27 protein-coding genes are annotated in these 25068 nt (G+C 64.7%); 14 read left to right on the top strand and 13 right to left on the bottom strand.

Annotated elements, in window-relative coordinates:
• Positions 1–29 precede the first annotated feature (29 nt).
• Entirely contained in the window at positions 30–1211 is a 1182-nt protein-coding gene (locus WN73_RS21290; RefSeq protein WP_028171670.1) for a GNAT family N-acetyltransferase, read from the bottom strand.
• A 130-nt stretch (positions 1212–1341) separates the two neighbouring features.
• Here WN73_RS21290 and WN73_RS21285 point away from each other — a divergent pair, with 130 nt between their 5' ends.
• Positions 1342–2382, top strand: a complete 1041-nt coding sequence (locus WN73_RS21285; protein ID WP_028171671.1) for a polysaccharide deacetylase family protein — start codon at positions 1342–1344, stop codon at positions 2380–2382.
• Positions 2383–2400: 18 nt separating this feature from the next.
• On the opposite strand, the gene WN73_RS21280 is transcribed toward WN73_RS21285, so the two are convergent.
• Positions 2401–2619 carry a DUF2842 domain-containing protein gene (locus WN73_RS21280; protein ID WP_011087732.1) on the bottom strand — a complete coding sequence of 73 codons (219 nt, stop codon included), beginning with the start codon at positions 2617–2619 and terminating at the stop codon, positions 2401–2403.
• A gap of 124 nt (positions 2620–2743) precedes the next feature.
• Here WN73_RS21280 and WN73_RS21275 point away from each other — a divergent pair, with 124 nt between their 5' ends.
• Positions 2744–3826, top strand: coding sequence for a COX15/CtaA family protein (locus tag WN73_RS21275; protein ID WP_028171672.1), 1083 nt, complete (start codon positions 2744–2746; stop codon positions 3824–3826).
• Positions 3827–3845: 19 nt separating this feature from the next.
• On the opposite strand, the gene WN73_RS21270 is transcribed toward WN73_RS21275, so the two are convergent.
• The 4 genes from WN73_RS21270 to WN73_RS21255 form a co-directional block, all read right to left on the bottom strand.
• Positions 3846–4190: a hypothetical protein gene (locus tag WN73_RS21270; RefSeq protein WP_028171673.1), complete on the bottom strand. Its 345-nt coding sequence runs from the start codon at positions 4188–4190 to the stop codon at positions 3846–3848.
• 205 nt (positions 4191–4395) lie between these two features.
• Complete coding sequence (locus WN73_RS21265) at positions 4396–5676, bottom strand: O-acetylhomoserine aminocarboxypropyltransferase (RefSeq protein WP_011087730.1); 1281 nt, start codon at positions 5674–5676, stop codon at positions 4396–4398.
• A 138-nt stretch (positions 5677–5814) separates the two neighbouring features.
• The gene (locus WN73_RS21260; protein WP_028171674.1) at positions 5815–6399 is read right to left on the bottom strand and encodes a CoA-binding protein; all 585 of its coding nucleotides are present in this window, start codon (positions 6397–6399) and stop codon (positions 5815–5817) included.
• Between the two features lie 131 nt (positions 6400–6530).
• The gene (locus WN73_RS21255) at positions 6531–7355 is read right to left on the bottom strand and encodes an enoyl-CoA hydratase (protein ID WP_028171675.1); all 825 of its coding nucleotides are present in this window, start codon (positions 7353–7355) and stop codon (positions 6531–6533) included.
• Positions 7356–7440: 85 nt separating this feature from the next.
• Between WN73_RS21255 and WN73_RS21250 the strand changes: the two genes are divergently transcribed.
• The 6 genes from WN73_RS21250 (at position 7441) to WN73_RS21225 (ending at position 11118) form a co-directional block, all read left to right on the top strand.
• Complete coding sequence (locus WN73_RS21250) at positions 7441–7869, top strand: PaaI family thioesterase (RefSeq protein ID WP_011087727.1); 429 nt, start codon at positions 7441–7443, stop codon at positions 7867–7869.
• Positions 7870–8027: 158 nt separating this feature from the next.
• Entirely contained in the window at positions 8028–8492 is a 465-nt protein-coding gene (gene rplM, locus WN73_RS21245; protein ID WP_011087726.1) for a 50S ribosomal protein L13, read from the top strand.
• A 1-nt stretch (position 8493) separates the two neighbouring features.
• A complete protein-coding gene (gene rpsI / locus WN73_RS21240; RefSeq protein WP_011087725.1) occupies positions 8494–8973 on the top strand; it encodes a 30S ribosomal protein S9 in 480 nt (159 codons plus the stop codon).
• 230 nt (positions 8974–9203) lie between these two features.
• Positions 9204–10424 (top strand): GGDEF domain-containing protein, encoded by a 1221-nt coding sequence (locus tag WN73_RS21235; RefSeq protein WP_271554640.1) that lies wholly within the window; start codon positions 9204–9206, stop codon positions 10422–10424.
• A gap of 56 nt (positions 10425–10480) precedes the next feature.
• Positions 10481–10720 carry a hypothetical protein gene (locus WN73_RS21230; protein ID WP_038966313.1) on the top strand — a complete coding sequence of 80 codons (240 nt, stop codon included), beginning with the start codon at positions 10481–10483 and terminating at the stop codon, positions 10718–10720.
• Positions 10721–10821: 101 nt separating this feature from the next.
• A complete protein-coding gene (locus WN73_RS21225) occupies positions 10822–11118 on the top strand; it encodes an antibiotic biosynthesis monooxygenase family protein (protein WP_025036647.1) in 297 nt (98 codons plus the stop codon).
• A gap of 6 nt (positions 11119–11124) precedes the next feature.
• Here the strand turns inward: WN73_RS21225 and WN73_RS21220 are convergent, their stop codons facing one another.
• Positions 11125–12258: an AI-2E family transporter gene (locus tag WN73_RS21220; protein WP_038966312.1), complete on the bottom strand. Its 1134-nt coding sequence runs from the start codon at positions 12256–12258 to the stop codon at positions 11125–11127.
• A 250-nt stretch (positions 12259–12508) separates the two neighbouring features.
• Here WN73_RS21220 and WN73_RS21215 point away from each other — a divergent pair, with 250 nt between their 5' ends.
• Entirely contained in the window at positions 12509–13282 is a 774-nt protein-coding gene (locus WN73_RS21215; protein WP_271554635.1) for a gamma-glutamyl-gamma-aminobutyrate hydrolase family protein, read from the top strand.
• Between the two features lie 92 nt (positions 13283–13374).
• On the opposite strand, the gene WN73_RS21210 is transcribed toward WN73_RS21215, so the two are convergent.
• The 3 genes from WN73_RS21210 to WN73_RS21200 all read right to left on the bottom strand — a co-directional run bounded on the left by WN73_RS21210 (position 13375) and on the right by WN73_RS21200 (position 15762).
• The gene (locus tag WN73_RS21210) at positions 13375–13785 is read right to left on the bottom strand and encodes an EF-hand domain-containing protein (RefSeq protein WP_271554634.1); all 411 of its coding nucleotides are present in this window, start codon (positions 13783–13785) and stop codon (positions 13375–13377) included.
• 153 nt (positions 13786–13938) lie between these two features.
• Entirely contained in the window at positions 13939–14496 is a 558-nt protein-coding gene (locus WN73_RS21205; protein ID WP_028171681.1) for a cytochrome b, read from the bottom strand.
• Positions 14497–14784: 288 nt separating this feature from the next.
• Complete coding sequence (locus WN73_RS21200; protein WP_060912441.1) at positions 14785–15762, bottom strand: GlxA family transcriptional regulator; 978 nt, start codon at positions 15760–15762, stop codon at positions 14785–14787.
• 152 nt (positions 15763–15914) lie between these two features.
• Here WN73_RS21200 and WN73_RS21195 point away from each other — a divergent pair, with 152 nt between their 5' ends.
• From WN73_RS21195 to WN73_RS21180, 4 genes are all read left to right on the top strand, one after another.
• The gene (locus WN73_RS21195) at positions 15915–16172 is read left to right on the top strand and encodes a tautomerase family protein (RefSeq protein ID WP_011087716.1); all 258 of its coding nucleotides are present in this window, start codon (positions 15915–15917) and stop codon (positions 16170–16172) included.
• 180 nt (positions 16173–16352) lie between these two features.
• Positions 16353–17759, top strand: a complete 1407-nt coding sequence (locus tag WN73_RS21190) for an NfeD family protein (protein WP_271554628.1) — start codon at positions 16353–16355, stop codon at positions 17757–17759.
• Positions 17756–18517, top strand: coding sequence for a slipin family protein (locus WN73_RS21185; protein ID WP_271554626.1), 762 nt, complete (start codon positions 17756–17758; stop codon positions 18515–18517). Before WN73_RS21190 ends, WN73_RS21185 begins: the two co-directional genes overlap by 4 nt.
• A 131-nt stretch (positions 18518–18648) precedes the next feature.
• Positions 18649–19737, top strand: a complete 1089-nt coding sequence (locus WN73_RS21180) for an asparaginase (RefSeq protein WP_236842067.1) — start codon at positions 18649–18651, stop codon at positions 19735–19737.
• Between the two features lie 82 nt (positions 19738–19819).
• Here WN73_RS21180 and glnA read toward each other — a convergent pair whose 3' ends face one another.
• Both glnA and WN73_RS21170 read right to left on the bottom strand, forming a co-directional pair.
• The gene (gene glnA / locus WN73_RS21175) at positions 19820–21229 is read right to left on the bottom strand and encodes a type I glutamate--ammonia ligase (protein ID WP_011087712.1); all 1410 of its coding nucleotides are present in this window, start codon (positions 21227–21229) and stop codon (positions 19820–19822) included.
• Positions 21230–21382: 153 nt separating this feature from the next.
• A complete protein-coding gene (locus WN73_RS21170) occupies positions 21383–21721 on the bottom strand; it encodes a P-II family nitrogen regulator (RefSeq protein WP_007603495.1) in 339 nt (112 codons plus the stop codon).
• 380 nt (positions 21722–22101) lie between these two features.
• Here WN73_RS21170 and WN73_RS21165 point away from each other — a divergent pair, with 380 nt between their 5' ends.
• Positions 22102–23601, top strand: coding sequence for an NAD(P)H-hydrate dehydratase (locus WN73_RS21165; RefSeq protein ID WP_271554625.1), 1500 nt, complete (start codon positions 22102–22104; stop codon positions 23599–23601).
• A gap of 108 nt (positions 23602–23709) precedes the next feature.
• Here the strand turns inward: WN73_RS21165 and WN73_RS21160 are convergent, their stop codons facing one another.
• The gene (locus WN73_RS21160) at positions 23710–25014 is read right to left on the bottom strand and encodes a multicopper oxidase domain-containing protein (RefSeq protein WP_271554624.1); all 1305 of its coding nucleotides are present in this window, start codon (positions 25012–25014) and stop codon (positions 23710–23712) included.
• Positions 25015–25068 lie beyond the last annotated feature (54 nt).

The following is a 25068-nucleotide window of genomic DNA, read 5'->3' as shown; positions in this document are numbered from 1 at the left end:
GCTTTGCCCACCCTACGTTACTACGAAGTCTACCCGAACGCGCGTCGCAGCCGCTGCGCCAGGTCGAACAGCATCTGGTTCTGCTTCACCAGCCGCTTGCCGTGGCTGAGCGAGGACATCGCCATCGCCGCAAGCTTGCCGCGCGAGGTCAGCGGCACGAAGCTGTCAAAGATGTCCTCGTCGTCCTTGCAGAACATCCGCTTGTAGTCGTCCGAGCCGATGCCGAGGTCGAGCGAGCGGTAGCCGCGCTCGGCGTAGCGGTCGATGATGTAGCGCATCAGGATCAGGCCCGGGCTGTAGCGGGCGTGCTCGGACATGGTGTAGGTGTTGAACATCATCGAGAAGCGCTGGCCGTCGGCGACGCCGGCGAAGATCGCGATCACCTCGTCGTCGCATTCGAGCGCGTGGATGTCGATGACACGGCCGTCGCCGCGCGGCGACAGGCAGGCGCTGCGGACGAACTGTTCGACGCCCGGCTCGGCGAAGACGTTGGGCAGTTTCTGTTCGGCCATCCGCACCGGCTTGACGCGGAAGAACCAGTCGAGCAGGCGGGTGACGTCGGCGTCGTTGGTGGCGAGGTGATAACGATAGCCGGCGAGCGCCTGGAGCTTCTTCTCCTTGCTCTTGAGGCGGCGGCGGAAGGAGTTGCTGATCCGCGACGCGGGCGGGCCGCCCGGCTCCATCACCAGCAGCGGGCAGCCGTTGATCGCACTCTGCCGCGGGAGAGCCGCGAACGGGTTCTGCTGATCGTTCCAGCGCAGCGGCTGCTGCGTCAGCGAGAGCACGTCGACATGCTCGCGCAGCGGCGCGAGCAGTGCGTCGAGATCGGCGGCGACGGCCTGTGCCGCGAACTCGGCGTTCCACAGTCCCATGTTGAAGGTCGTATGCTTGCCGCCCATGAAGCAGGCCGTGCGCACCCCGTGGCCTTGGCGCAGCGAGAGCGGCAGCAGCAGGACCGGTGCATGTTCGGCGTCGCGGGCGATCACGATGAAGGGGCGCGCGCCCTCGCAGCCGCCGACCAGCCGCTGCCAGGGGCTGAGCAGGTCGAAGCGCTGGTAGGGCGTGAAGAGGTGGCCGCTCTCCTCGAGGGCGCGCCAGACCGGCTCGGCCTGATCGAGATCGGTGACGATATCGACCTGCGCGATACGGCTCGCTTTCGACCGCGCTGGCGCTTCTGCCGTCCGGCTTTGCATCGCCGCAGCCATGGTCATTCGCGAAACCTGTCGAGAAATCAAAAATATGCGTAATTCGGCCTGTGGCCGACCTTTGCAAAGAAATGTCAACAAAGGGTAATGACAATAGGCGAGGGAACGGGCCGCCGGCGAGCGCGAAGGTGGGATATTGGCATCCGACGACAGATGGCTGGAACGGCTGCGCCATGAGCTGACCTGGTTCACCGGCCAGGCCGCGCTGCGCAGTCGTGGAGCTGGCGCCATCCTGCGCTTTCAGCACGTGCGGCCGCGGCGGCGCGGCGGATTTCAGCCGCTGCGCGAGAACGAGATCACGCCGCAATTCCTCGACCGTGCCATTCGGGCGCTGAAGCGCTGGAAGTACGACATCCTCGGCATGGACGAGGTTTGCCGGCGTGCAGTGACGCTGCCGGAGAAGCGGCGCTTCGCGGCGCTCACCTTCGACGGCGCCAGCAAAGATCTGATCACGTTCGCCTACCCGGTGCTGGCCCGCCACGCCGTGCCGTTCACGATCTATGTGCCCACCGCGTTTCCCGACGGGGTCGGAGAGGCCTGGTGGCTCGGGCTCGAGCAGGTGATCGCGCGCGAGAGCCGCATCAGCCTGATGATGGGCGAGAAGGAGCAGCGTTTCACAGTCACTGATAATGCCGAGAAGCAGGCGCTGTTCTCGCATCTCGAGATTTGGCTGCGTTCGCTGCCGCCGGCGGATGTGTCGGCTGCGATCGCCGATCTCCGCACGCGCTACCGGATCGATCTGGCTGCGCTCTCGCGCGAAGCGTCGATGGATTGGGAGGATCTGGCGAAGCTCGCGGCCGATCCGCTCGTCACGATTGGCAGCGCGACCGTGAACTATCCCGTTCTCGCCAACATGAAGGACAGTGCGGCGCTGCGTGAGATGACGATGGGCAAGGTGGTTGCGGAAGCGGCCTTCCACCGCGAGATCAGGCATCTCGCTTTTCCGTTCGGCGATCGCGCCTCGTTCCGGCGCAGCCACGTGGTGATGGCGGAGGAGGCGGGCTTTACCAGCGCGGTGTCGGCGATACCAGGCATCGTGGATGCGGAAGGGCGAACCAATCTGCGCGCGCTGCCGCGCATTTCCTGGGATGGCCGGGTGCGCTCGTTGCGCATGCTGCGCGTGCTGGCGTCGGGTGTCGCCTTTGCGCCGGTGAAACCGACCGGCCGCGCGACGTAGGAGCGTTACGTAGAAGCGTTAGGTGGGCTTGGCGCGATCAGGCCGCTGCATCCAGCTCACGATCGGCATCGCCGGCAGCACCCAGCCCATGCCGACCACCACGTAGTAGATCGCCTGCCGCCAGCCGGATTCGGCGATCCACGGCATCTGCGCCGCCGCCATGCCGAGCAGGGCCCAGACGGTAGCCAGCACCAGGAGCAGGATGGCGCCGAGGAACTTGCGGGTGCGGATCGTCATGACGGAATGTCGCGGTCTCTTGCGTAACTTGCGCTGCGGGAGCGGGGGACTATAAGGGGCACGCAGTCCGGTTCAAGCCTCCTGGTTCAAGTCTCTTAGCTACAAGGTTTGGTTTCGCCCTGAAATGACGACGATTTCCGCCCCGTCCGAGCCGTATCGCGCCGTGCGCTGGTGGCTGATTTCCGTGGCCGCGCTGATCGCGCTGATGGTGCTGGTCGGCGGCGCGACGCGGCTGACGGAATCCGGCCTCTCGATCGTCGAATGGAAGCCGGTAACGGGCAGCCTGCCGCCGCTCTCGGCGGCGCAGTGGACCGAGGCGTTCGAGGCCTACAAGAAGATCCCGCAATATCGCGAGCTCAACGCGGGCATGAGCCTGTCCGAGTTCAAGGAGATTTTCTGGTGGGAGTGGAGCCACCGGTTGCTCGGCCGCTTCATCGGCGTCGCTTATCTGTTGCCGTTCCTGTTCTTCCTGTGGCGCGGGGGCTTGTCCCGTGAGTTGAAGCGCAGGCTGTGGCTGCTGTTCGCGCTCGGCGGGCTTCAAGGCGCGGTCGGCTGGTGGATGGTGGCCTCGGGTCTCTCGGAGCGGGTCGAGGTGTCGCAATATCGGCTGGCGACGCATCTTGTGCTCGCGCTGCTGATCTTCGCCGGCATCGTCTGGACGGTGCGGCGGCTCAAGGAGCGGGCGCAGATCGCCGCGCCCGCGCGGCTGCGGTTCACAAGTGCGCTGCTGCTTCTCGTGACCTTCGTGCAGATCTATTTCGGTGCATTGGTCGCGGGCCTGCGCGCGGGCCGCGCCTACAACACCTGGCCTGAGATCGACGGCGCGCTCATTCCCTCCGCCGAGCGGCTGTGGTTCGAGACGCCGTGGTGGCGCAACATGTTCGACAATGTGCTGACGGTGCAGTTCGAGCACCGCATGACGGCCTATGCGCTGTTCGTGTTGGCGGCGCTGCATGCGTTCGACGCGGTGCGTTCGCGCGCGGGTCTGGCTGCGAGCGGCGCGCTCTGGCTGTTTGCGGCGGTGAGCCTGCAAGCGGTGCTCGGCATTCTCACGCTGCTCAACCAGGTGCCGATCGGGCTTGCGCTCGCGCATCAGGCAGTCGCGATCGCGGTCTTGACGCTCGCGGTGATGCAGACGGAACGGCTGGCCTCGCGGCAATCTGCCGAGACGCAGCCGCGCGTGGTTCCGGTCAGTCAGCCCGGCTGATCACCATCAGCCCGGCTGATCAGCAATAGCCGTAGACGCCGCACGCGTAGGGCAGGCGCCAGAAATAGTCGACCTGTTTCCCGCCGTAATACGGGCCCTGATAGTCGTAGTCCCAGGGGCGGCCATAGTAGCCCGGCAGCGTGTGAGAGCCGGGCAGCAGCGGCGTGCCCGGCAGATTGCGGACGTAGCTGCCGATGCCATAGGCCGGCGAGATCAGCGCATCCGGATCGGTCTCGACATAGACGGTTGGCGCCTCCTGCGGCGGCACGGCGGCCCGCCGCTTCGGCGTGGCCGGAAGGTCGGCGGCGAGCGCGCTTGAGAGCGTCAGCATCGCCGCAAGGGCAGGCACCATCCAGCGCAGCATCGTCGGCTCCGAATCAAAGGGCGATCCAAAGACGATGTATGCGGCCGATATGGTTAATGAGTGTTAACTGAGGGGCGGCGCCGCCACCATGCGCCGTCCGTCATTCCGGGGCGGTCCGGTAGGACCGAACCCGGAATCCAGAGATGAGCAAATGACGTCGAGATTCCGGGTTCGGTGCTTCGCACCGCCCCGGAACGACGGGCAACTAAGCCCCCAGCGCCTGTTCCAGATCGGCGATCAGGTCTTCCTTGTCCTCGATGCCGATCGAGAGCCGCACCACGTCGGGGCCGGCGCCGGACTTCACCTTGGCGGCGTCGTCGAGCTGGCTGTGCGTGGTCGAGGCCGGATGGATCACCAGCGAGCGGGTGTCGCCGACATTGGCCAGATGCGAGAACAACTGCAGTTTCGACACCAGGCTGACGCCGGCGTCATAGCCGCCCTTCAGGCTGAAGGTGAACACGGCGCCTGCGCCCTTTGGCGCGTATTTGCGCGCAAGCCGGTTGTACTTGTCGCTGGCAAGGCCCGCGTAGCTGACCGAGGCCACCGCCGGATGGCCGGCGAGGAATTCGGCGACCGCCTTGGCGTTGTCGCAGTGCTTCTGCATGCGCAGCGGCAGCGTCTCGATGCCGGTCAGGATCATGAAGGCGTTGAACGGCGACAGCGCCGGCCCGAGGTCGCGCAAGCCCAGCACGCGGCAGGCGATCGCGAAGGCGAAATTGCCAAAGGTCTCCTGGAGGCGGATGCCGTGATATTCCGGCCGCGGCTCCGACAGCATCGGATATTTGCCGCCGGTCGACCAGTCGAACGTGCCGGCATCGACGATGATGCCGCCGAGCGAATTGCCGTGGCCGCCCAGAAACTTCGTCAGCGAGTGCACGACGATGTCGGCACCGTGATCGATCGGGCGGATCAGGTAGGGCGAGGCCAGCGTGTTGTCGACGATCAGCGGCACGCCCGCCTTGCGCGCCACCGTCGAGACCGCCTCGATGTCGGTGATGCTGCCGCCGGGGTTGGCGATGGACTCGATGAAGATCGCCTTGGTGCGCGGGGTGACGGCGCGCTCGAAGCTGGCGATGTCGTCGGAATCGGCCCACACCACGTTCCAGCCGAAGCTCTTGAACGCATGCGTGAACTGGTTGATCGAGCCGCCATAGAGCTTTCGCGCGGCGATGAACTCGTCGCCGGGCTGGAGCAATTGCTGCAACACCACGACCTGCGCGGCGTGGCCGGAGGCAACGGCCAGCGCCGCCGTGCCGCCTTCGAGCGCCGCGACGCGTTCTTCCAGCACCGCGTTGGTTGGGTTGCCGATGCGGGTATAGATGTTGCCGAACGCCTGCAATCCGAACAGCGAGGCGGCGTGGTCGGCGTCGTTGAAGACGAAAGAGGTCGTTTGATAAATCGGCGTCGCGCGCGCACCGGTCGTGGGGTCGGGCTGTGCACCGGCATGCACGGCGAGGGTTGAAAATCCCGGAAGGCGATCGCTCATTGAGGGCGTCCTGTTCTTGTGGTCTGAAATCGCGCGGCATGCTGATCGGCGCCGCTGCTGCCGTCAAGGCGCGGCTTCACATCGGAACGATCGTTCTGCGTATTGTCGCGTTCGCGAAACGAATCGTTCGCAATTGCGTCAGCTTTGCTCGCTCTTGTTTTTGGCGGCACGATCGGATGCCGCGGTATCGCCACCGCCGACACTCATCCGATTGAGGGAGAGCCGCATACCTTGCGTCGGCGCCGGCGCGCGCTTGGAGCTGAGCGTGCGCGAATTGACGCCCATCCAGGAGATCTCGGACGACAGGCGGCCATATTCGATCTTGGGGCAGCGGTTCATCACGACCTTGATACCGGCCGCTTCCGCCTTCGCCGCCGCGACGTCGTCGCGCGCGCCGAGCTGCATCCAGATCACCTTCGGCAGCGGATCGAGCGTCAGCGCTTCCTCGACCACGGGCATGATGTGACTGGAGTTGCGGAAGATGTCGATCATGTCGACGGGACGGCCGATGTCGGACATCGAGGCGACGAAGGGTTTTCCGAGCAGCTCCTTGCCGACATGGCCGGGATTGACCGGAATCATGTCATAGCCGCGCTGCGCCAGATATTTGAACGCGAAATAGCTCGGCCGCACATTGACCGGCGAGGCGCCGACCATCGCGATCGACTTCACGCTGTTGAGGATGGCGCGGATGTAATTGTCGGGATAGGCGTCGTGGTTCATCTTTTTCTTTCGTTCGTCATTCCGGGGCGGCTCGCAGAGCCGAACCCGGAATCTCGAGATTCTCAGGTGCGCAATTGCGCACCATAGTTCGATGCTCCGCATCGCCCGGAATGACGGTGTGTGAAACGTCGCTATTCATCCCGCCATGTCGGGGGGCGCTTCTCGATGAAGGCGCCGATGCCTTCCTCGGCGTCGCGCGCCATCATGTTCTCGGTCATCACCTCTGCCGCATAGCGATAGGCGTCCGCAAGGCTCATCTCGGCCTGACGGTAGAAGGCCTCCTTGCCGAGTTTGACCGTATAGGCCGATTTGAGTGCGACCTGTTGCGCGAGCTCGATCGCGGCACCGAGTTCGGTGCCGGCGGGCACCACGCGATTGACGAGGCCGATCTCGCGGGCGCGGTCGGCCGTGACAGGCTCGCCCGTCAGCAGCATCTCCATCGCCTGTTTGCGCGGAACGTTGCGCGACAGCGCCACCATCGGCGTCGAGCAGAACAGGCCGATGTCGACGCCGGGCGTGGCGAACTTCGCGTCCTCCGAGGCGATCGCGAGATCGCAGCTTGCGACGAGCTGGCAGCCGGCGGCGGTCGCGATGCCCTGGACGGCGGCGATCACGGGCTTTGGCAGGTGCACGATCGCCTGCATCATCGCGCTGCAGGAATTCATCATCGCGGCGAAATATGCGCGGCCGCGATCGGGGTCGCTGCGGCGCGCGGTCAATTCCTTCATATCGTGGCCGGCGGAGAAGGCCGGACCGTTGGCGGCGATGACGGCGGCGCGGATGCGCTTGTCCTCGGCAATTGCGTTGAAGCTCGCATGCAGCTGGCCGATCATCGCCTCCGACAGGCTGTTGCGCGCGGCGGGGCGGTTCAGCGTGAGCACGGCGACGGTGCCGACGATCTCCCGCAGCAGGATCGGCGGTTCCGGGAAGGGGGGGCGGGCGGGCTGGACGGACATCGAAGCGTTTCCAGTTGGATTATTGCAATTGGATGATGCAGATAACCTAATGTAACAGCGGACCTGAAGCGAGGGTGGGGGTGGCATGGCGTTAGCGAAAATGAGCGTGGCGGAGGTCGAGCAGTTTCTCCGTGACGAGTTTCCCCAGGCCTTCAGTGGCGGCGACATCACGATCGAGAGCGCGGACGGCCAGACCTGCCTTTTGCGCCAGCGCTACAGCGAAAGGATGCTGCGGCCGGGCGGAACCGTGTCCGGCCCGACGCTGATGGCGCTCGCCGATTTTGCGATGTACGTGGTGCTTCTGTCCGCGATCGGGCCGATCGGGCTCGCGGTCACCACCAATCTCAACATCAACTTCCTGCGCAAGGGCCAGCCCGGCCAGGACGTTCTGGCCGAGGCGCGGCTGCTCAAGCTCGGCAAGCGCCTGGCGGTCGGGGAAGTGAACCTCTTGTCCGGCACCTCGCCCGATCCGATCGCCCATGTCACCTCGACCTATTCCATTCCAAATGTTTGAGCTTTTTGCGGGTAATATAGCACCATATTTTTAAGCTGTTGATTTTACGAGCGTAATTTCCGTCTTCGGGCATTGACCGTTGCGCGTCTCTTCTCTAGAAAACCGCGCAGTCCGGTGCGGTGTTCGCGCCGATATCTCCCGTCCACGGAAACTCCGATATGAAAACCTTTTCGGCAAAGCCGGCTGAGGTGACGAAGAAGTGGGTGCTGATCGACGCCAAGGGTCTGGTCGTCGGCCGTCTCGCCACCATCGTCGCCATGCGCCTGCGCGGCAAGCACCTCCCGACCTACACCCCGCACGTTGATTGCGGCGACAACGTCATCATCATCAACGCGCAGCATGCGGTCCTTACCGGTCGCAAGCGCGAGCAGAAGACTTACTACAAGCACACCGGCTATGTCGGCCACGTCAAGGAGCGCACCGCGCGCCAGATCCTCGAGGGCAAGCATCCCGAGCGCGTGCTCGAGAAGGCCGTCGAGCGCATGATTCCGCGTGGTCCGCTCGGTCGCGTGCAGATGGGTAACCTCCGCGTCTACGGCGGGGCCGATCATCCGCACGAGGCGCAGCAGCCCGAGAAGATCGACATCGCCAAGTTGAACCGCAAGAACACGAGGGCCGCATAACATGGCCGAATCCATTCAGTCGCTCGACCAGCTCTCGCAGCTCAAGACGGCGGCCGCGCCCGACGCGCCCAAGCACGAGAAGAAGGTCGACAAGTTCAACCGCGCCTATGCCACCGGCAAGCGCAAGGACGCGGTCGCCCGCGTCTGGATCAAGCCGGGTGCCGGCAAGGTCACGGTCAATTCGCGTGAGGTCGAGGTCTATTTCGCGCGTCCCGTGCTGCGCATGATGATCGAGCAGCCGTTCTCCGTGGCCCAGCGTTCCGGCCAGTACGACGTGATCTGCACCGTCGCCGGCGGCGGTCTGTCCGGCCAGGCCGGCGCCGTCCGTCACGGCATCTCCAAGGCGCTCACCTATTTCGAGCCGGAGCTGCGCACGGTGCTCAAGAAGGGCGGCTTCCTCACCCGCGACAGCCGCGTGGTCGAGCGCAAGAAGTACGGCAAGGCCAAGGCCCGCCGGTCCTTCCAGTTCTCGAAGCGTTAATCGCTTCGGTCACATTCGCCGCGAAAGCGGCTTCAATGAGATGCAAAAGGGCGCTGATTTCAGCGCCCTTTTTGTTGTTCGTTTGTATGCAAATTGACGACGTGTTTCCCGAAAAGTTGGGGCCGCGTGAAAACCTGAATGGAACCCGCGGGAACTTAGCGTCGCCTTTGGAAGGGCGCGCAAATCGGCTGGGCCGGTCGCGTAACTGCTATGTTTTCAAGGGGGCCGACATGATGTCGCTCGATAGCATCACGCTCTATTTGGTTGCCACCATGGTCGCCGCACTGCTCGGCGCCATGATGGTGTTCTTCGGCAGGCAGGAGAACAGTCCTGCGCTGAAATGGTGGGGCACCGCCTATCTCCTCGGCGCGGCCTCGGTCGCGTTGTGGACGGCGGCAGGCGACAGGCTGGGGCCGCATCTCTATCTGGCGTTAAATGCCGTCGGCTTCGTCGCCTGCGGCATGGTGTGGAACGCGGCGCGCGTCTTCCACGGTCGCAAGCCGAACTGGCCCGGCCTCGTGCTCGGCGCGTTCGCATGGGCCGCTGCCGTGACGCTGCTCGATCCCGCGGCGTCCATGCTGCGCATGATCATCGGCGCCGGCATCGTCTCGGTCTATGCCGCGCTGACCGCAAGCGAGCTCTGGGTCGAGCGGCGCAAGAGCCTGCAACGGCGCTGGCCGGCCTTCGTGGTGCCGGTGATGCACGGCTGCGTGCTGATGCTGCCGATCCTGCTCGGCAGCTTCCTGCGCCCGCACGATGCCGGCTTCTCCAGCAGCATCTGGGTCACCGTGTTCGCGGTCGAGCTCGTGCTCTATGCCGTCGGCACCGTGTTCGTGATCTTCATGCTGGTCTCGGAGCGCACCGTCACCGCGCACCGGACCGCCGCGTCCACCGATCCCCTGACCGGTATGCTCAACCGCCGCGGCTTCTCCGAAGCCTGCGGCCGCGTGATCGAGCGCGAGGCCAAGGCCGGGCGTCCCGTGACCGTGATGATCTTCGACATCGACCACTTCAAGTCGATCAACGACCGCTTCGGCCATCCCGCCGGCGACGAGATGCTGAAACTGTTCTCGACCGTGGTCGTCAGCAATCTGCGCATCACCGACATGTCGGGCCGCATCGGCGGCGAGGAATTCGCGGCGTTGCTGCCGTGTTCGCTGGAGGAGGGCGTGCTGGTTGCCGAGCGCGTGCGCGAAGCCTTCGAGACCTCCGGCGTCGTGGTCGATGACGGCCCGGTCGACACCACCGTCAGCATTGGCGTCGCCGGCGGTCCGGCCGGTACCGAGCTCGAGGTGCTGCTGGCCTCGGCCGACACTGCACTCTACCAGGCCAAGCGCGGCGGCCGTAACCGCGTCGAGGCCGCGGAGGAGCTGCCGCTGTCGCTGGAGAACTGGCGCCGCCAGAGCGCCGCGCGGATCGGCGCGCCGCAGGCGCGTCCGGCCACGGCTTGAGGCAAAGGGCCCTGCGATAATTCCTTGTTTACCATTCGATCCCTACCATTCCGGTCATGGAATCGATCCGTCGACAGACCCCGCAGGCCGCCCTGATGTCGCTCGAAGCTCAAGCCGCCTCGGCGCGAGGCGGCTTCGCCTGTCTGTTCTCGACCGCGGAGGAATATGAGACGGCGCTGATCACCGAGCGCCGTGCCCAGGGACGCTACACGCAGCAGCGCCGCAGCTATTGGCCGCTCGCGCTGTTCGTCGGTTGCGCGCTCATCGTGGCAGGCACCGTCCTGCTGTTCGCCTGAGAGACCTGCGGTTTCCGGCCAGCCAGGGCGCCGTTTCGGCGCCTTTTTCTTTTGGGCGGGGTGCGGTAGACACGCCCGTCAAACAAGGAGGGTGGAAGCCGATGATCACCGAGATCGCGCAAATCGACGTCAAGCCGGGCAGCGAGAAGGATTTCGAGGCCGCTGTCGCCAAGGCCAAGGCCGCGTTCGGCCGCTCCAAGGGCTTTCACGGCTTCGAGCTGCACAAGTCGATCGAGAAGCCGCAGCGCTATCGCTTGATGGTGAAATGGGCGACGCTGGAGAACCACACCGTCGATTTCCGCGGCTCCGAGAACTTCACCGAATGGCGCGGCCTCGTCGGCCAGTATTTTGCTGCGCCCCCGGAGGTCGAGCACACCGAGACTGTGCTGACGACCTGAGCCACCTCAAGCCGCCTCTGCCAGGGGCGGCGCCTCATAGGTCTTGAAATGGTCGATCATGACCTTGGCGATGGCGACCAGTGGCAGCGCCAGCGCCAGGCCCCAGATTCCAAAGACGACGCCGAGCAGGATCTGGAACGCGAACAGCGTGGCCGGCGGAATGTCCAGCGCCTGCCGCTGGAGCAGCGGCGTCAGCACGTAGCTCTCCATCGCATGCACGCCGAGAAACAGGATCAGTGCGGATAGCGCCGGGATCCAGCCCGAGGCGAGACTCGCCAGCACCACGACGACGCCGGCGATGATGGCGCCGACGGTTGGGATGAAGGCGAGGAGGCCGGCCTGGATTCCCAGGATGAACGACCCGGGGATACCGATGATGGCCAGCCCGATCCAGGTCACCACGCCGACTGCCAGCATGACGATGATCTGCGCGATCAGCCAGCGCTCCAGCGTCTCGCTGATGCGGTCGACGATGAGCGTAGCCCGCGTGCGGTGCCTGGCCGGCACGAGGAACAGCAGGCCGTCGTGATAGACGCTGGGCTGGGCAGCGAAGGCCAGCCCGAGAAACAGCACGATGAAGATGTTGCCGACGGCGCTGATGGTGCCAAGCAGCAGCTTGAAGGTCTGGCTCACGATCGCCCCGCCGCTGGACGCGAGGGCGCCTGCACCCGGCAAATTGCCGCGCGGGGCCGTGTTTGGGGTGGGCGTCGACCCTGCATCGGTGGAGGCGGCGGGTGCGGCGTTGCCGAAATCGAAGAAGCTGGTGTCGATACCGTGGGTGTCGAGAAAGGACTTCACGTTGGTGATCTGCGACCTGATGGTCTTGCTGAGCAGCGAGGCCTGTTCGGCGATGGTGGCGCCGCCGAGATAGGCGACGCCCGCGAGCATCAGGGCCAGCGCGATGCAGACGATCGCAAGCCGCATTGTGTGCGGCAGGTGCACGCGGCGGCCGAGTGCATTGGTCAGCGCGTTGAGGCCGACGCCGAGCAGCATGCCGGTGAAGATCAGGAGCAGGGTGGCGGCAAAATACCAGGTGAAGGCGAGCAGCGCCGTGACCAGCACGACGCTGATGCCGCCGACCGAGATGGCCCAGGCCAGGTCGCTGCGGGTCCGGGGTCGTTCATCTCGGGAAATTGTCACGTCGTCTCCTTTTGGGAAGGCCGCAGAGCGCACTCTTTCGCCAAATCTTACCTGGGATCAAGCCGAGGCTATGCACCGGTTTGACGCCTCGGCGGGCCTGCTTTGGCCGACGCCGGGGCGCGAAAGTGGGCCGACGCGGCGCCAAAGGCGCGAAAATAGCATTGCCGTCCCGCAATCCCTTCGGTTGAATTTGTTCCATCGGAAGGGCATGTTTGGAGAATCTTCTTACGGGGGAGGTCGGAAACGGAAGATGAGAAAGCCGGTCGTCGGCGTGATCGGGAACGCCCATCGCGTCGAAAATCGATTTCAGGTCCAGATGGTCGGCGAGCGCAATTTGCGTGCGGTGGCCGAGGTCTCCGGCGGCCTGCCGGTGATGTTTGCGGGCTCGCCCGACGTCACCGACATCGGTGCGCTGCTCGATACCGTCGACGGCATCGTCCTAACGGGCGCCCGCGCCAACGTCCATCCGACCCGCTTCAACGTAGACCCTTGCGAGAAGCACGAGCCCTACGACATCCACCGCGACGAGGTGGCGCTGGCGCTTTCCGTCGCCTGCGTTGCGCGCGGCATCCCGCTGTTCGGCATCTGCCGCGGCCTCCAGGAGATGAACGTCGCCTTCGGCGGCTCGCTGCACCCCGAGATCCGCGAGATCCCGGGCCGCATGAACCATCGCATGCCCCGGCTCGAGAACGGCGAGATCCACCCCGATCCGACCGTGGTGTTCGCCGACCGCCATGATGTCGACCTCACGCCGGGCGGGGCGTTCGCACGGCTGCTGGGCTGTGAGAAGATCCGGGTCAATTCTCTGCACGGCCAGGGCATCCTCGATCCCGGCAAGCGCGTGCTGATCGAAGGTGTCGCCGAGGATGGCACCATCGAGGCCATCCGCATCGCGGAAGCCCCGACCTTCGCGCTCGGCGTGCAATGGCACGCCGAATACGATCCTCAGCGCAATCCGATCAACCGGAAGCTGTTCGAGGCGTTTGGCGCAGCGCTGGTGGAGCGGCAGCGCGCGACGGCGTAGATCACGTTCGTGTCCCGGACAAGCGAAGCGCCGATCCGGGACCCCCGTTCGGAGGTCCTCCTGGGGGATAGCTCGTTTGGCGGATAGTCAGCCTATCTTCTGGTTTGTAGGAACGCTTGCATCTCTTCCGGCGTGAGTTTGCCATCCTTATTGCTGTCCATTGCCTTGAAAATTCGCTCGTGGGCTGCCTGAAACTCCGCCGACGAGATGGCTCCGTCGCCGTCGGAGTCCATAAGCGCAAACATCATGCGGAACATTATGGGAGGCCCCATCGCGTCCACGCCCATCGTGCTGCGCCCCTTCATCGCGCGACCCATCATGTCTCCACCACCCATCATGCCTTGTCGCTCTCCGGACGGGCTTGCGGGGGGCGTCGTTTGCGCGGGTGCCGCTGCTTGGTCCGATCCCGGATGATGGCCCTCGTGATCAGATGCCGTCTGAGCGAACGCGGGATGGTTCAGGGCAGCAAACAACAGCGCTGCAGCAATGGTTGGACGTCGCATGGCTGTTCCTCCGACGTTGATCCGAAATCACAACGATGCCGATCCACCACGGTTCATGCGGCGCCACAAAGGTCCAGAAATAGCACGTTGGTTCGCCGCCGCCTCGATCGTTGCATCACTCGCCGAGGATGTTGCGGTACCCGTGGTACGCCATCATTTGCCGCGAGGTAGCATGCGGTTCAGCGTATTGTCGCGAAAAACGATATGATGGATCAGAGCTGCGCCAGCATGAAAGAACGCGACGAATACAAGCGCGTGGGCCGCAATTTCGTGGATCTCCTTGACCGAATGCGCGAAGGCTCTATCTCGTATCCATGGCGATGATATTTCGTAGATGCCGAGCAGCGGCAACGCCTCGCCACGCGCAAACTGCGTAACGATCCCAGCGACCGGAACGACAACGAGCAAGGCGTAGAGCGTATAATGAAAAAGACGGGCGGATGGGTCGGCGAAGGCGCCAAGCCATCTGCGGAATTCGTTTGGCTCGGGAGGCGGCGGCGGAACGGCCGCCCTCCACACCAGCCGCATGATCAATGCGGCCAAGATCAACAGGCCGGCGGAAACATGAACAAGCAGGCCTGTCTCGCGCGCGCCACCCTTGGGCAAGTCATCGCCAAATATGCCGAGCGTCCACGCAACGATCACCAGAACTACCGTCGCCCAGTGGAGGAACTGGGGAACAGTACCGTATCGGTCAGGGGAACTCGTCAATGTCGCCTCCCTTCGGCTTCGATCCGGTGGCGCGGGTCAACTCTTCAAACATCATTACATCAGAAAAGTCGCGCCAACTCGTTGATCCACCTCATGGCGCGACCTGTTTCTAGCGCGAGGATGGCTGCATCTTTCTGAGACGAGTTCGATTACTGCGTATTACGGTATTGCTCGGCCGCGATCTGCTCGCGGCGTCGGCTGGAGCAGAGTTAAGAGCACTATCGCCGCAGTGGTGGATTTGCCGGGCGAACAAGGCGCTAAGCTGGGTCGAACACTCTTGGTCAGCGGTTACGCCGCCCGCTCCATCCGCCGCGCGCGATAGGCTTGCGGCGACATCAACGTCAGCTTGCGGAACGCCTTGCGAAAGCTGCTCTCGTCTTCATACCCTGTCGTGCGCGCGATGGTCTTGATCGGCTGCGTCGTCGTCTCCAGCAGCGTGCGCGCGTGCTCGACGCGGCGGCGCATGATGAAGGCTTGTGGCGGCTCGTGCGTGAGCTCCTGAAACTTCCGGTTCAGCGTGCGCTCGCTGAGGCCGAGCGCGCCGGCAAGGCGCTTGACCGTCATCGGGCTCTTGCCGGTGCGACGAACCAGCAGGTCGGCCCTGGTCAGCAGCGGGTCCTGCGAGAGCAGGTAGCCCACGGGCATGAAGATCGATTGGGTGCGCTGTGCGGTGTCGATGACGACGTAGTCCGCGCACAGTTTTGCGATCTGCTTGCCGTCGACCATCTCGATCAGCCTGAGCAGGAGGTCGACCCACGACATCGGGCCGGCGGCGCAGACGACGCGGTCCGCGCTGGTGATGACGGCGTCCGGGGCGAGGTCGATCGCGGGATGGCGCTGCCGAAGCTCGCTTTGCAGCCACCAGGTGATGGTGGCGCGGCGGTTGTCGAGCAGGCCCGCTCCCGCAAGCAGGAAGACGCCGCTGCAAAAGGCGCCGATCAGCCGGCCGTTGGCGTGCTGTTGCCGCAGCCAGGCGCCGGCACGGACGTATTGCGGCCGCAGGCGCTCGGCCGTGACGTGATCGACGAGGTTGCCGGGGACGAGGATCGCGTCGAAGCCGGCGCGCTTGCCGATCGCGCCGTCGACTGCGACCGTCTGGCCGCCGCCGGCGCGCACCGCCTTGCCGTCGAGCGACAGCGTCTTCCAGGTGAAGCGGGATTTTTCGCCGCTCTGCTGCATGACGTGATTGGCGAGCGACAGGACGTCGGCGACGCCTGAGATCGCCGAATGCATGCAACCTTCCAGCGCCAGAACTGCGAGCTTCATGGGATCTCCTGCCAGCCACTGGCGACCCTAACCGATCGGCGCCAGCGATGCGTGGCGGAAATTGCCCGATCTCTGGCTGATCCGCCACTGCCCTGCCCGGGGCACCGGGTCCAAATTCGCTCTGTCGTCACACGACATGATTGGAGAGAGACATGCCTTACGTCACCATATCCACCGTCCGCGGCATCCTGGATGCCGCACAGAAGAAAACGCTGCTCGAACGCGTCACCGACCTCCTGGTCGAGGTCGAAGGGCAGGGCAGTCCGGACTTCCGCCGCAACGTCTGGGTCAGGATCGAGGAGCAGGAGCCTTCGCACTGGTCGCTCGGCGGCATGCAGCCGACGAGCGAGATCATCGCGAGTACGTTCGGCGCGATCGGAGCGGACGGGGTGCGGATCGCGAGGCCGTAGCCGCCAAGTGCGCGGGCGGATCAGCCCAAGGCATGGTCCCCAAGGCATGGTCCGCCACCGCCCTGCTCAACCGATCCGCGGGGCGATTTCCATTGCATCGCACAATCAGACAAGGGCCTGCACACGGCTGCATTGAGGTTCAAGAGACGAACACCATATGCTCTGCAAGGGAGCCCTGCCGTGCAGACCATGAAGGCGGCCCTCGTTACGGCGATTGGCGTCGTGGCTTTGATCTGCTGCCTCCTTCCCAGTTCAGCAGAGGAGAACGGCCGTCTTGCACTGATTGTTTCGATCGACGGGGCCATTGGCCCCGCGTCGGCCAGTTACGTGAAGGAGGCCTTGGCCCACGCAAGCGAACGGCGCGCCGAGGTCGTGCTTCTGAGAATCAACACTCCCGGCGGACTCAATTCCAGCATGCGCGAGATCATCGCGGATGTGCTGGCCTCGCCCGTCCCTGTCGTCGGTTACGTCGCTCCCTCCGGCGCCCACGCGGCGAGCGCGGGGACCTATATCCTTTATGCGACCCACATCGCGGCGATGGCACCGGGCACCAATATTGGTGCAGCAACGCCGGTGCAGATTGGCGGACCGCTGCCGGGTCTGCCGAGCGGTACACCGGACAAGGGCGGCAAGGACAAGAAGGACGGTGACCAGCAGGGCGAGAAGGATCAGCCCAAGGATGCGATGACGGCAAAGGTGACCAATGATGCGGTTGCATTCATCCGTAGCCTTGCGGAGCTGCGCAACCGCAATGTGGACTGGGCGGAGAAAGCGGTCCGTGAGGCCGCCACTCTCTCTGCCAACGGCGCGCTAGAGGCCCATGCCATCGATCTCGTCGCGCGCGATCAGGCCGAATTGCTGAGGCAACTCGATGGCCGCGTGGTGGAGGTTGCAGGCGGCAAAACGCAACGCCTCGCGACGAAGGATGCGGTCGTTGAAGCCATCGACCCCGGATGGATATCCCGCTTCCTGGCGGTCATCACCGATCCGAATGTGGCGTTCATTCTCCTGATGGTCGGCATCTACGGCCTGATCTTCGAGTTCATGTCTCCCGGAGCCGTCGCTCCGGGAGTCGTCGGCGCGATCTGCCTGTTGATCGGCCTCTATGCGCTCAATTTGCTGCCAATCAACTATGCCGGGCTTGCCCTGATGCTGGTCGGCATAGTGCTTCTCACTGTCGAAGCCTTCAATCCGACGGTGGTGATCGGTCTCGGAGGGATCGTCGCTTTCGTGCTGGGAGCGCTGATGCTTTTCAGGGTCGAGGCGCCCGGCTACCACCTGTCGTGGTGGGTAATCGGCATCGCTGCAACTGTGTTCACCGGCTTTGCGCTCGTCGTGCTTGGTTCGCTGCGGCGTGCCGCCAACGCTCCTGAACGGGTCGGCGCGCAGGCCATGCGAGGCTTGCCCGCCGAGGTTCTCGACTGGCGTGGGAGCGAAGGTCATGTCTTCGCCCATGGCGAGCGCTGGCAGGCGCGCGGCGCCGAAACGTTCAAGCCCGGAGAGACGGTCGAAGTCGCAAACGTCGTCGACCTGACGCTGCTGATACGGCGCGCACCAGCCCGAACAGGCGAGGGAGATCCATCATGATGCTGGAATATCTGACCTATGCGGCGCTCGCGTTGCTTGTCATCATGTTCCTCTCCCAGGCTATTCGAATCCTGCGTGAATACGAGCGTGGCGTCGTCTTTACGCTCGGTCGCTTTACCGGCGTGAAGGGCCCGGGCCTCATCATCCTCATTCCGGTCGTGCAGCAATTGGTAAAGGTCGATCTACGGGTGATGGTGCAGGTCGTCCCGCCCCAGGACGTGATTTCGCGGGACAACGTCTCCGTCAAGGTCAACGCCGTTCTGTATTTCCGCATCGTCGACCCCGAGCGGGCCATCATCAAGGTCGGCGATTACATGGCCGCCACCAGCCAGCTCGCGCAGACCACGTTACGCTCGGTGCTCGGCAAGCACGAGCTCGACGAGATGCTTGCCGAACGCGACAGGTTGAACGCCGACATCCAGGAGATCCTCGACAAGCAGACCGACGTCTGGGGCATCAAGGTCACCGGGATCGAGATCAAGGACGTCGATCTCAACGAAACCATGGTGCGCGCGATCGCCAAGCAGGCCGAAGCGGAACGGTTGCGGCGCGCCAAGGTGATCAACGCGATGGGCGAGCAGCAGGCCGCCGAAAAGCTCGTCGAGGCCGGCCGGATTCTCGCGCAGGAGCCGCAGGCGATGCAGCTACGTTACTTCGCGGCCCTGCACGACATCGCGGGCGAACGGTCGTCGACCGTCGTCTTTCCGCTACCGACGGGTTTGCTCGATCATTTTATGCCGCGGCGGGACAACCCATAGGGAAAGCAGCAGGCTGACCCATCTTCGGCCTCAATGGGCGTATCGAATGTCGATCCCTACTTGAACGGGAGGACAATTCGATGACGAAGCCTACCGCCAGCCCAGCCAGCTGTCGCCAACGTCGAACATCCATGCTTGCCATTCCACTGCTGTCTTTTGCGCTCTGGTCCGGCGGCATCGGCGCAGCGGCGCACGCTGCGGAGCCGGGCAAGGACGCTTCGGCCGGAGGCCTGCCGCGCATTCTCGTGCTTGCGACGGGAGGCACCATCGCAGGCCAGGCTGACGCGCGTGCGACCGGTGCGTACAAATCGGGCCAGATCACGGGCGAGCAATTGATGCAGTCGGTGCCGGGTCTGGACAAGCTGGCAAAGCTGAACGCCGAACAGATTTCGTCGATCGGATCCCAGGACATGAACGACAAGGTCTGGTTTGCGCTGGCCCGTCGCATTCAGGAGGCCTTCGACAAGAACGAGGCCGACGGCGTCATCGTGACCCACGGCACGGATACGCTCGAGGAGACGGCGTTCTTTCTCGACAATGTGGTGCGTGGCGACAAGCCGGTGGTCATCGTCGGCTCGATGCGTCCGGCTTCAGCCGTCAGCGCGGATGGCCCCGGCAATCTGTACGAAGCGGTCCAGGTGGCCGCCGATCCCCGATCCCGCGGTCGCGGCGTCATGGCCGTGCTGAACGACAAGATCGAGGGAGCACGCTCGGTCACCAAGACCAACACCACGAGCATCGAGACGTTCAATTCTCCCAACGGCGGGCCGATCGGCTATGTCGACACCGCGGGCGGCATCCGTTTCATGGCCCAGGCTGCCGGTCTCAAGCGCGCGGCCTATCAGCTCCCGGCAGGCGAGCAATTGCCGCGGGTCGAGATCGTCTACTCGCATGCCAACATGGACGCCGTTCCGATCGAGGACGCCATTTCCCACGGCGCCAAAGGCATCGTGCTGGCCGGTGTCGGTGACGGCAATACGTCGAAGCCGGCGCTCGATGCGCTCGAAGCGGCCGCGAAGAAAGGGATCCTCGTCGTCCGTTCCACGCGGGTTCGGTCTGGCTTCGTCACCCGCAATGTCGAGGTCGACGATGACAAGAACGGCTTCGTCGTGTCCGAGGACCTCAATCCCCAGAAGGCACGGGTTCTCACCCAATTGCTAATCGCGAGCGGCGTCACGGCTCCGGCCGAGCTGCAGCGGGCTTTTACAGCGACATGGTGACTGGATCGGCGACGAGGCGCCCCAAAACGAAAAGGCGCCCCTCGCGGAGCGCCTTTTGCTTGTCGCAGACAGTTCGGGCCGCTTAGCCCGAATAGTACATGTCGAACTCGACCGGGTGCGGGGTCATTTCGAAGCGCTCGACTTCGGTCATCTTCAGCTCGATGTAGCTGTCGATGAAGTCGTCGTCGAACACGCCGCCGGCCTTGAGGAAGGCGCGGTCCTTGTCGAGGTTCTCGAGCGCCTCGCGCAAGCTGCCGCACACCGTCGGGATCTGCTTCAGCTCTTCCTTCGGCAGGTCGTAGAGGTCCTTGTCCATCGCCGGACCCGGATCGATCTTGTTCTTGATGCCGTCGAGGCCGGCCATCAGCATCGCGGCGAAGCCGAGATAGGGATTGGCGAGCGGATCCGGGAAGCGCACCTCGACACGCTTGGCCTTCGGCGAAGCGGTGTAGGGGATGCGGCAGGAGGCCGACCGGTTGCGCGCGGAATAGGCGAGCAGCACGGGAGCCTCATAGCCCGGGACCAGACGCTTGTAGGAGTTGGTCGAGGGGTTGGTGAAGGCGTTGATCGCCTTGGCGTGCTTGATGATGCCGCCGATGTAGTGGAGGCAGGTCTCCGACAGGTCGGCATATTTGTTGCCGGCGAACACCGGCTTGCCGTCCTTCCAGATCGACTGGTGCACGTGCATGCCCGAGCCGTTGTCGCCATAGACCGGCTTCGGCATGAAGGTGGCGGTCTTGCCGTAGATGTGGGCGACCTGGTGGATGCAGTATTTGTAGATCTGCAGATGGTCGGCCATCAGCGTCAGCGTGTCGAACTTCATGCCGAGCTCGTGCTGGGCGGAGGCGACCTCGTGGTGATGCTTCTCGACCTTGACGCCCATCTTGGCCATGGCGCCGAGCATTTCCGAGCGCATGTCCTGCACCGAGTCCTGCGGCGGGACGGGGAAGTAGCCGCCCTTGGTGCGGACGCGGTGGCCGAGATTGCCGCCTTCATATTCCGTATCGGTGTTGGTCGGCAGCTCCGAGGAGTCGAGCCTGAAGCCGGTGTTGTAGGGGCTGGAGGAGAAGCGCACGTCGTCGAACACGAAGAACTCGGCTTCGGGGCCGACGAAGACGGTGTCGCCCACGCCCATCGACTTCACCATGGCTTCCGCCTTCTTGGCGATGCCGCGGGGGTCGCGGTTGTAGGGCTCGCCGGTGGTCGGCTCGAGCACGTCGCAGGTGATGACCATGGTAGTCTCGGCGAAGAACGGATCGATCGTCGCGGTCACCGGATCCGGCATCAGGCACATGTCGGACTCGTTGATCGCCTTCCAGCCGGCGATCGAGGAGCCGTCGAACATCGTCCCTTCGGCAAATATGTCTTCATCGATCATGCTGACGTCGAACGTCACATGCTGCCACTTGCCGCGCGGATCGGTGAAGCGCAGGTCGACGTACTTGACGTCGTTGTCCTTGATCGATTTCAGGACGTCTTTGGCGGTCTTCATGCATACCCCTTTTGGCTCTGCGGGTCGGTTTCCAGATGAGCAGGATTATTCTCGCTTTTGGCGAGTTCGCGCGCGACCGCACAAACGAATTCGGGCCGCCGAAGCAGCCTTATTTCTTGTCAGAGTGTCGCAAAATGCGGGATAGCACCCGGCTCAGATAGCGTCCAGCCCGGATTCGCCGGTTCGGATGCGGATCGCCTCTTCGATGTTGGAGACGAAAATCTTGCCGTCACCGATGCGACCGGTCTGCGCAGCGCGGCGGATCGCGTCGATGGCGCGCTCGACCAGATCGTCGCCGATCACGATCTCGATCTTCACCTTGGGCAGGAAGTCGACGATGTATTCTGCGCCGCGGTAAAGCTCGGCGTGTCCCTTCTGCCGGCCAAAGCCCTTGGCCTCGGTGACGGTGATGCCCTGAAGGCCGACTTCCTGAAGCGCTTCCTTCACCTCGTCGAGCTTGAACGGCTTGATGATGGCTTCGATTTTCTTCACTGCGCGCCTCCCGGCATTTCGATCAAATAGCAACGTCTTCGTCAGGATGCGCTTTTCTCACGCACGATCTTGTCTTCGCTATGCCGGGATCCCTGACCAGCCCGGCACCAACGGCCGGCCACACCCTGATAGATGTCAGTGAGCACGACGAACCGAAGCGGCTTCCTCGAAAGCAGGGTCTATGCCAAGTTGCAAATGCCCTGATTATTGGAGCGTTATCAGCCTTTTAACGAGCATCTCTGATAGGTGGAGCCGACCGGCCCAAAATACCGAAGACTACGAAATAGGCAAACGGTTCAATCTGTGGGCAAATCGGCGTTCCGGCGGTCGGATCGGCACCGAAGATGCCTGTTGAAGAGGCGTTTGTACAGGGAAGTGGCATGGAAGTTCTGACCAACGCCGAAATGCAGCGCGCCGACCAGCTCTCGATCGCGGCCGGCACGCCCGGCTTCAAGCTGATGCTGAGCGCGGGCCAGGCGGTCGCGGAGGCCGCCAACGCGCTGGTGGAGGAGGGGCCGATCCTGATCGTGGCCGGCCCCGGCAACAATGGCGGCGACGGTTTTGTCGCAGCCGCCGAGCTCGCCGCCCAGGGCCGCGAGGTCTCGGTGATCCTGATGTGCGAGCGCGACCAGCTCCAGGGCGACGCGGCCTCCGCCGCACGCGGCTGGAAGCACCCGGTGCTCCCGTTCAATCCGCAGGCGATCGGAAAGCCCGCGCTGATCATCGACGCGCTGTTCGGTGCGGGTCTCAGCCGCCCCGTTGACGGCGAGGCGCGCGCGATGATCGAGGCCGTCAACGCCAATGGTGCCTTGGTGCTCGCGGTCGATCTGCCGAGCGGCATCAACGGCACCAGTGCCGCCGTGCTGGGCGCCGCGGTCAACGCCACCGAGACCGTCACGTTCTTCCGCAAGAAGCCGGCGCACCTGCTGCTGCCGGGGCGGATGCATTGCGGCCGCGTGCGCGTTGCCGATATCGGTATCGACGCACAGGTGCTTGACGAGATCAGGCCGCAGACCTTCGAGAACGACCCGGATTTCTGGGGCGCGGCCTTTCCGGTGCCGCGGATCGACGGCCACAAATACGCACGCGGGCATGTGCTGGCGGTCTCGGGCGATGCCGCCGCGACCGGCGCGGCGCGGCTCGCCGCGCGCGGCGCGTTGCGGTCCGGCGCGGGCCTGGTGACGCTCGCGAGCCCGCGCGATGCGCTCGCGATCAATGCGGCCGCGCTGACCGCGGTGATGGTTCGCCCCGTCGACACCGCGATCGAGTTCGGCGAGCTGCTCGGCGACAAGCGCTACAACACCTGCATCATCGGCCCCGGTACAGGCGTTGGCGATCGCACCTGCGATTTCGTCCACACCGCGCTTGGCGCGCAGCGGCATCTGGTGCTGGACGCTGATGCATTGACGAGCTTTGCCGCGAATCCCGAGCGCCTGTTCGAATCGATCAAGGCCTCGCACGACAATGCGGTGGTGCTGACGCCGCACGAGGGCGAGTTTCCGCGCCTGTTCTCCGATCTCAGCAACAAGCACCCCGGCCGTTCCAAGCTCGAGCGCGTCCGCGCCGCCGCCGAACGCTCCGGCGCCGTGGTGCTGCTGAAGGGGCCGGATACCACCATCGCCGCGCCGGACGGCCGCGCCACCATCGCCGCCAATGCGCCGCCCTGGCTCGCCACGGCGGGTGCGGGCGACGTGCTCTCCGGCATCATCGCGGGGCTCCTGGCGCAGGGCGTGCCGGCCTTCGAAGCCGCCAGCATCGGCGTGTGGATGCATGGCGAGGCGGCAAGCGAGGCGGGGCCGGGGCTGATCGCGGAGGACCTGACCGAGACCCTGCCGGCCGTGCACCGGCGGATTTATAACGCGCTGGGGATCGAGTACTGAGCTGCTCGCTCCGGCGGGTAGGATGGGTAGAGCGCAGCGAAACCCATCATCTCAAACCTCGGCGTGATGGCGATGGGTTTCGCTGCGCTCTACCCATCCTACGAAACCTCACTCCACCGCGTACCAGCGCACCAGCCGCGGCGCGGCCCAGTCGGTCACGACGGATTCGATCAGCCATCGTCCGGGCGAGGTCGCCGCGAACGCGATGCGCTGGGTCTGGCCGGACTCGATCGCGAGCGTGTCGAGCCAGTAGGGCTTCCAGCCGTCGTCGAGCTTGTCGAGCAGGCGGAAGGGATGGCCGTGCAGGTGGAAGACAGTCGTGATCGGGGCGGGGTTCTTGAGGGTCAGCACGACGGTGCGGCCGGTCCTGGCGCGGAAGGCGGGCGCCGAGGAGGTGGAGAAATCCGCAGGCCGCGTCCAACCGGTATCGGGTGCACCGAGCGCGACATCGAACCGCAGGGCGCCTTTGAGATCGAGCTGGTCGGGCAGGGCATTCGCAGGGAGCGGCTGCGGTGGCAACAGCGGCGCGCGCCGCTCCAGTCTGCCGGAGATCGAGAGGTTTCCGATCGGGCGGGCCTCCTTGCCGTCATGCAGCAGAAATTGGGCCGGTGTGGCTGCGTCCACAAAGGCGTCGGCCCGTCCGCCCGGGGCCAACACCAACGCGCCGTTGCGCGCCGGGAACGGCTCGGCCGGCTGTCCGTCCAGGGCCATCACGCGGACCTCGTGATTCTCCAATTTGATTGCGAGGACAGTGCGTTGGGAGCCATTGATAAAGCGCAGCCGCAGCCGCTCATTGGCGGCGGCTGAGAGCTCGCATGAAGTCTGCCCGTTGATCGTGTAGAGCGGGGCCGTGTCCTTGGGGTCGCGGCCCGGGGGCAGCGCGGTCCCATCCGGCCGCAGGCGCCATTCCTCGATCAGCAGGACTTCGTCACGATCGACGGCGATGCGGCTCGTCTCCTCCGCGATGATCGGAAGCGGGCGCGCCGGCTGCTTCAGGCCGTCCTCGAAGAGGCGAAAGTCGGTCAGCAGGGTTCCGGCGTTTGATATTGAAATAATTGAAGTTTCAGTCGCATCCGGCGCCGTCGGCGCGCGTCCTCGCAGCGGGTCCGCCGCAGCCGGGCCGTTGAGGCCGTACCAGACTGGGGCAAGCGGCACAGGCAGGTCGTTGCGGAACACCACCTCGCAGCGGTCGCCGCGCTTGAGATGGACGCCCCTGGTATGGCTTACGGCGGCCAGCTCCCAGATTGGTGTGGGCGGCTGCCCCGGCTTCAGAGCCAGCGTTGCCGGCCTCGCCTGAAGGGCGATCTGGGCGGTCACGGACGGACCTGCGCCGCCGGCCATCAGCCCCGCAGCCGAGGCTCCGAGGCCAACCAGAACCTCGCGTCGGCTCGGGTGAAAGATCCGCGGTTTCATGGCCCGATCCGGACCACGCCGCGCTGGATAAGTCCAGCCATCGTGCCTACTTGA

The organism is Bradyrhizobium sp. CCBAU 45394 (assembly GCF_028128655.1).
GTDB lineage: Bacteria > Pseudomonadota > Alphaproteobacteria > Rhizobiales > Xanthobacteraceae > Bradyrhizobium > Bradyrhizobium diazoefficiens.
Note: the sequence above shows the minus strand (reverse complement) of the source record. Positions and strands in the feature narration are given on the sequence as shown.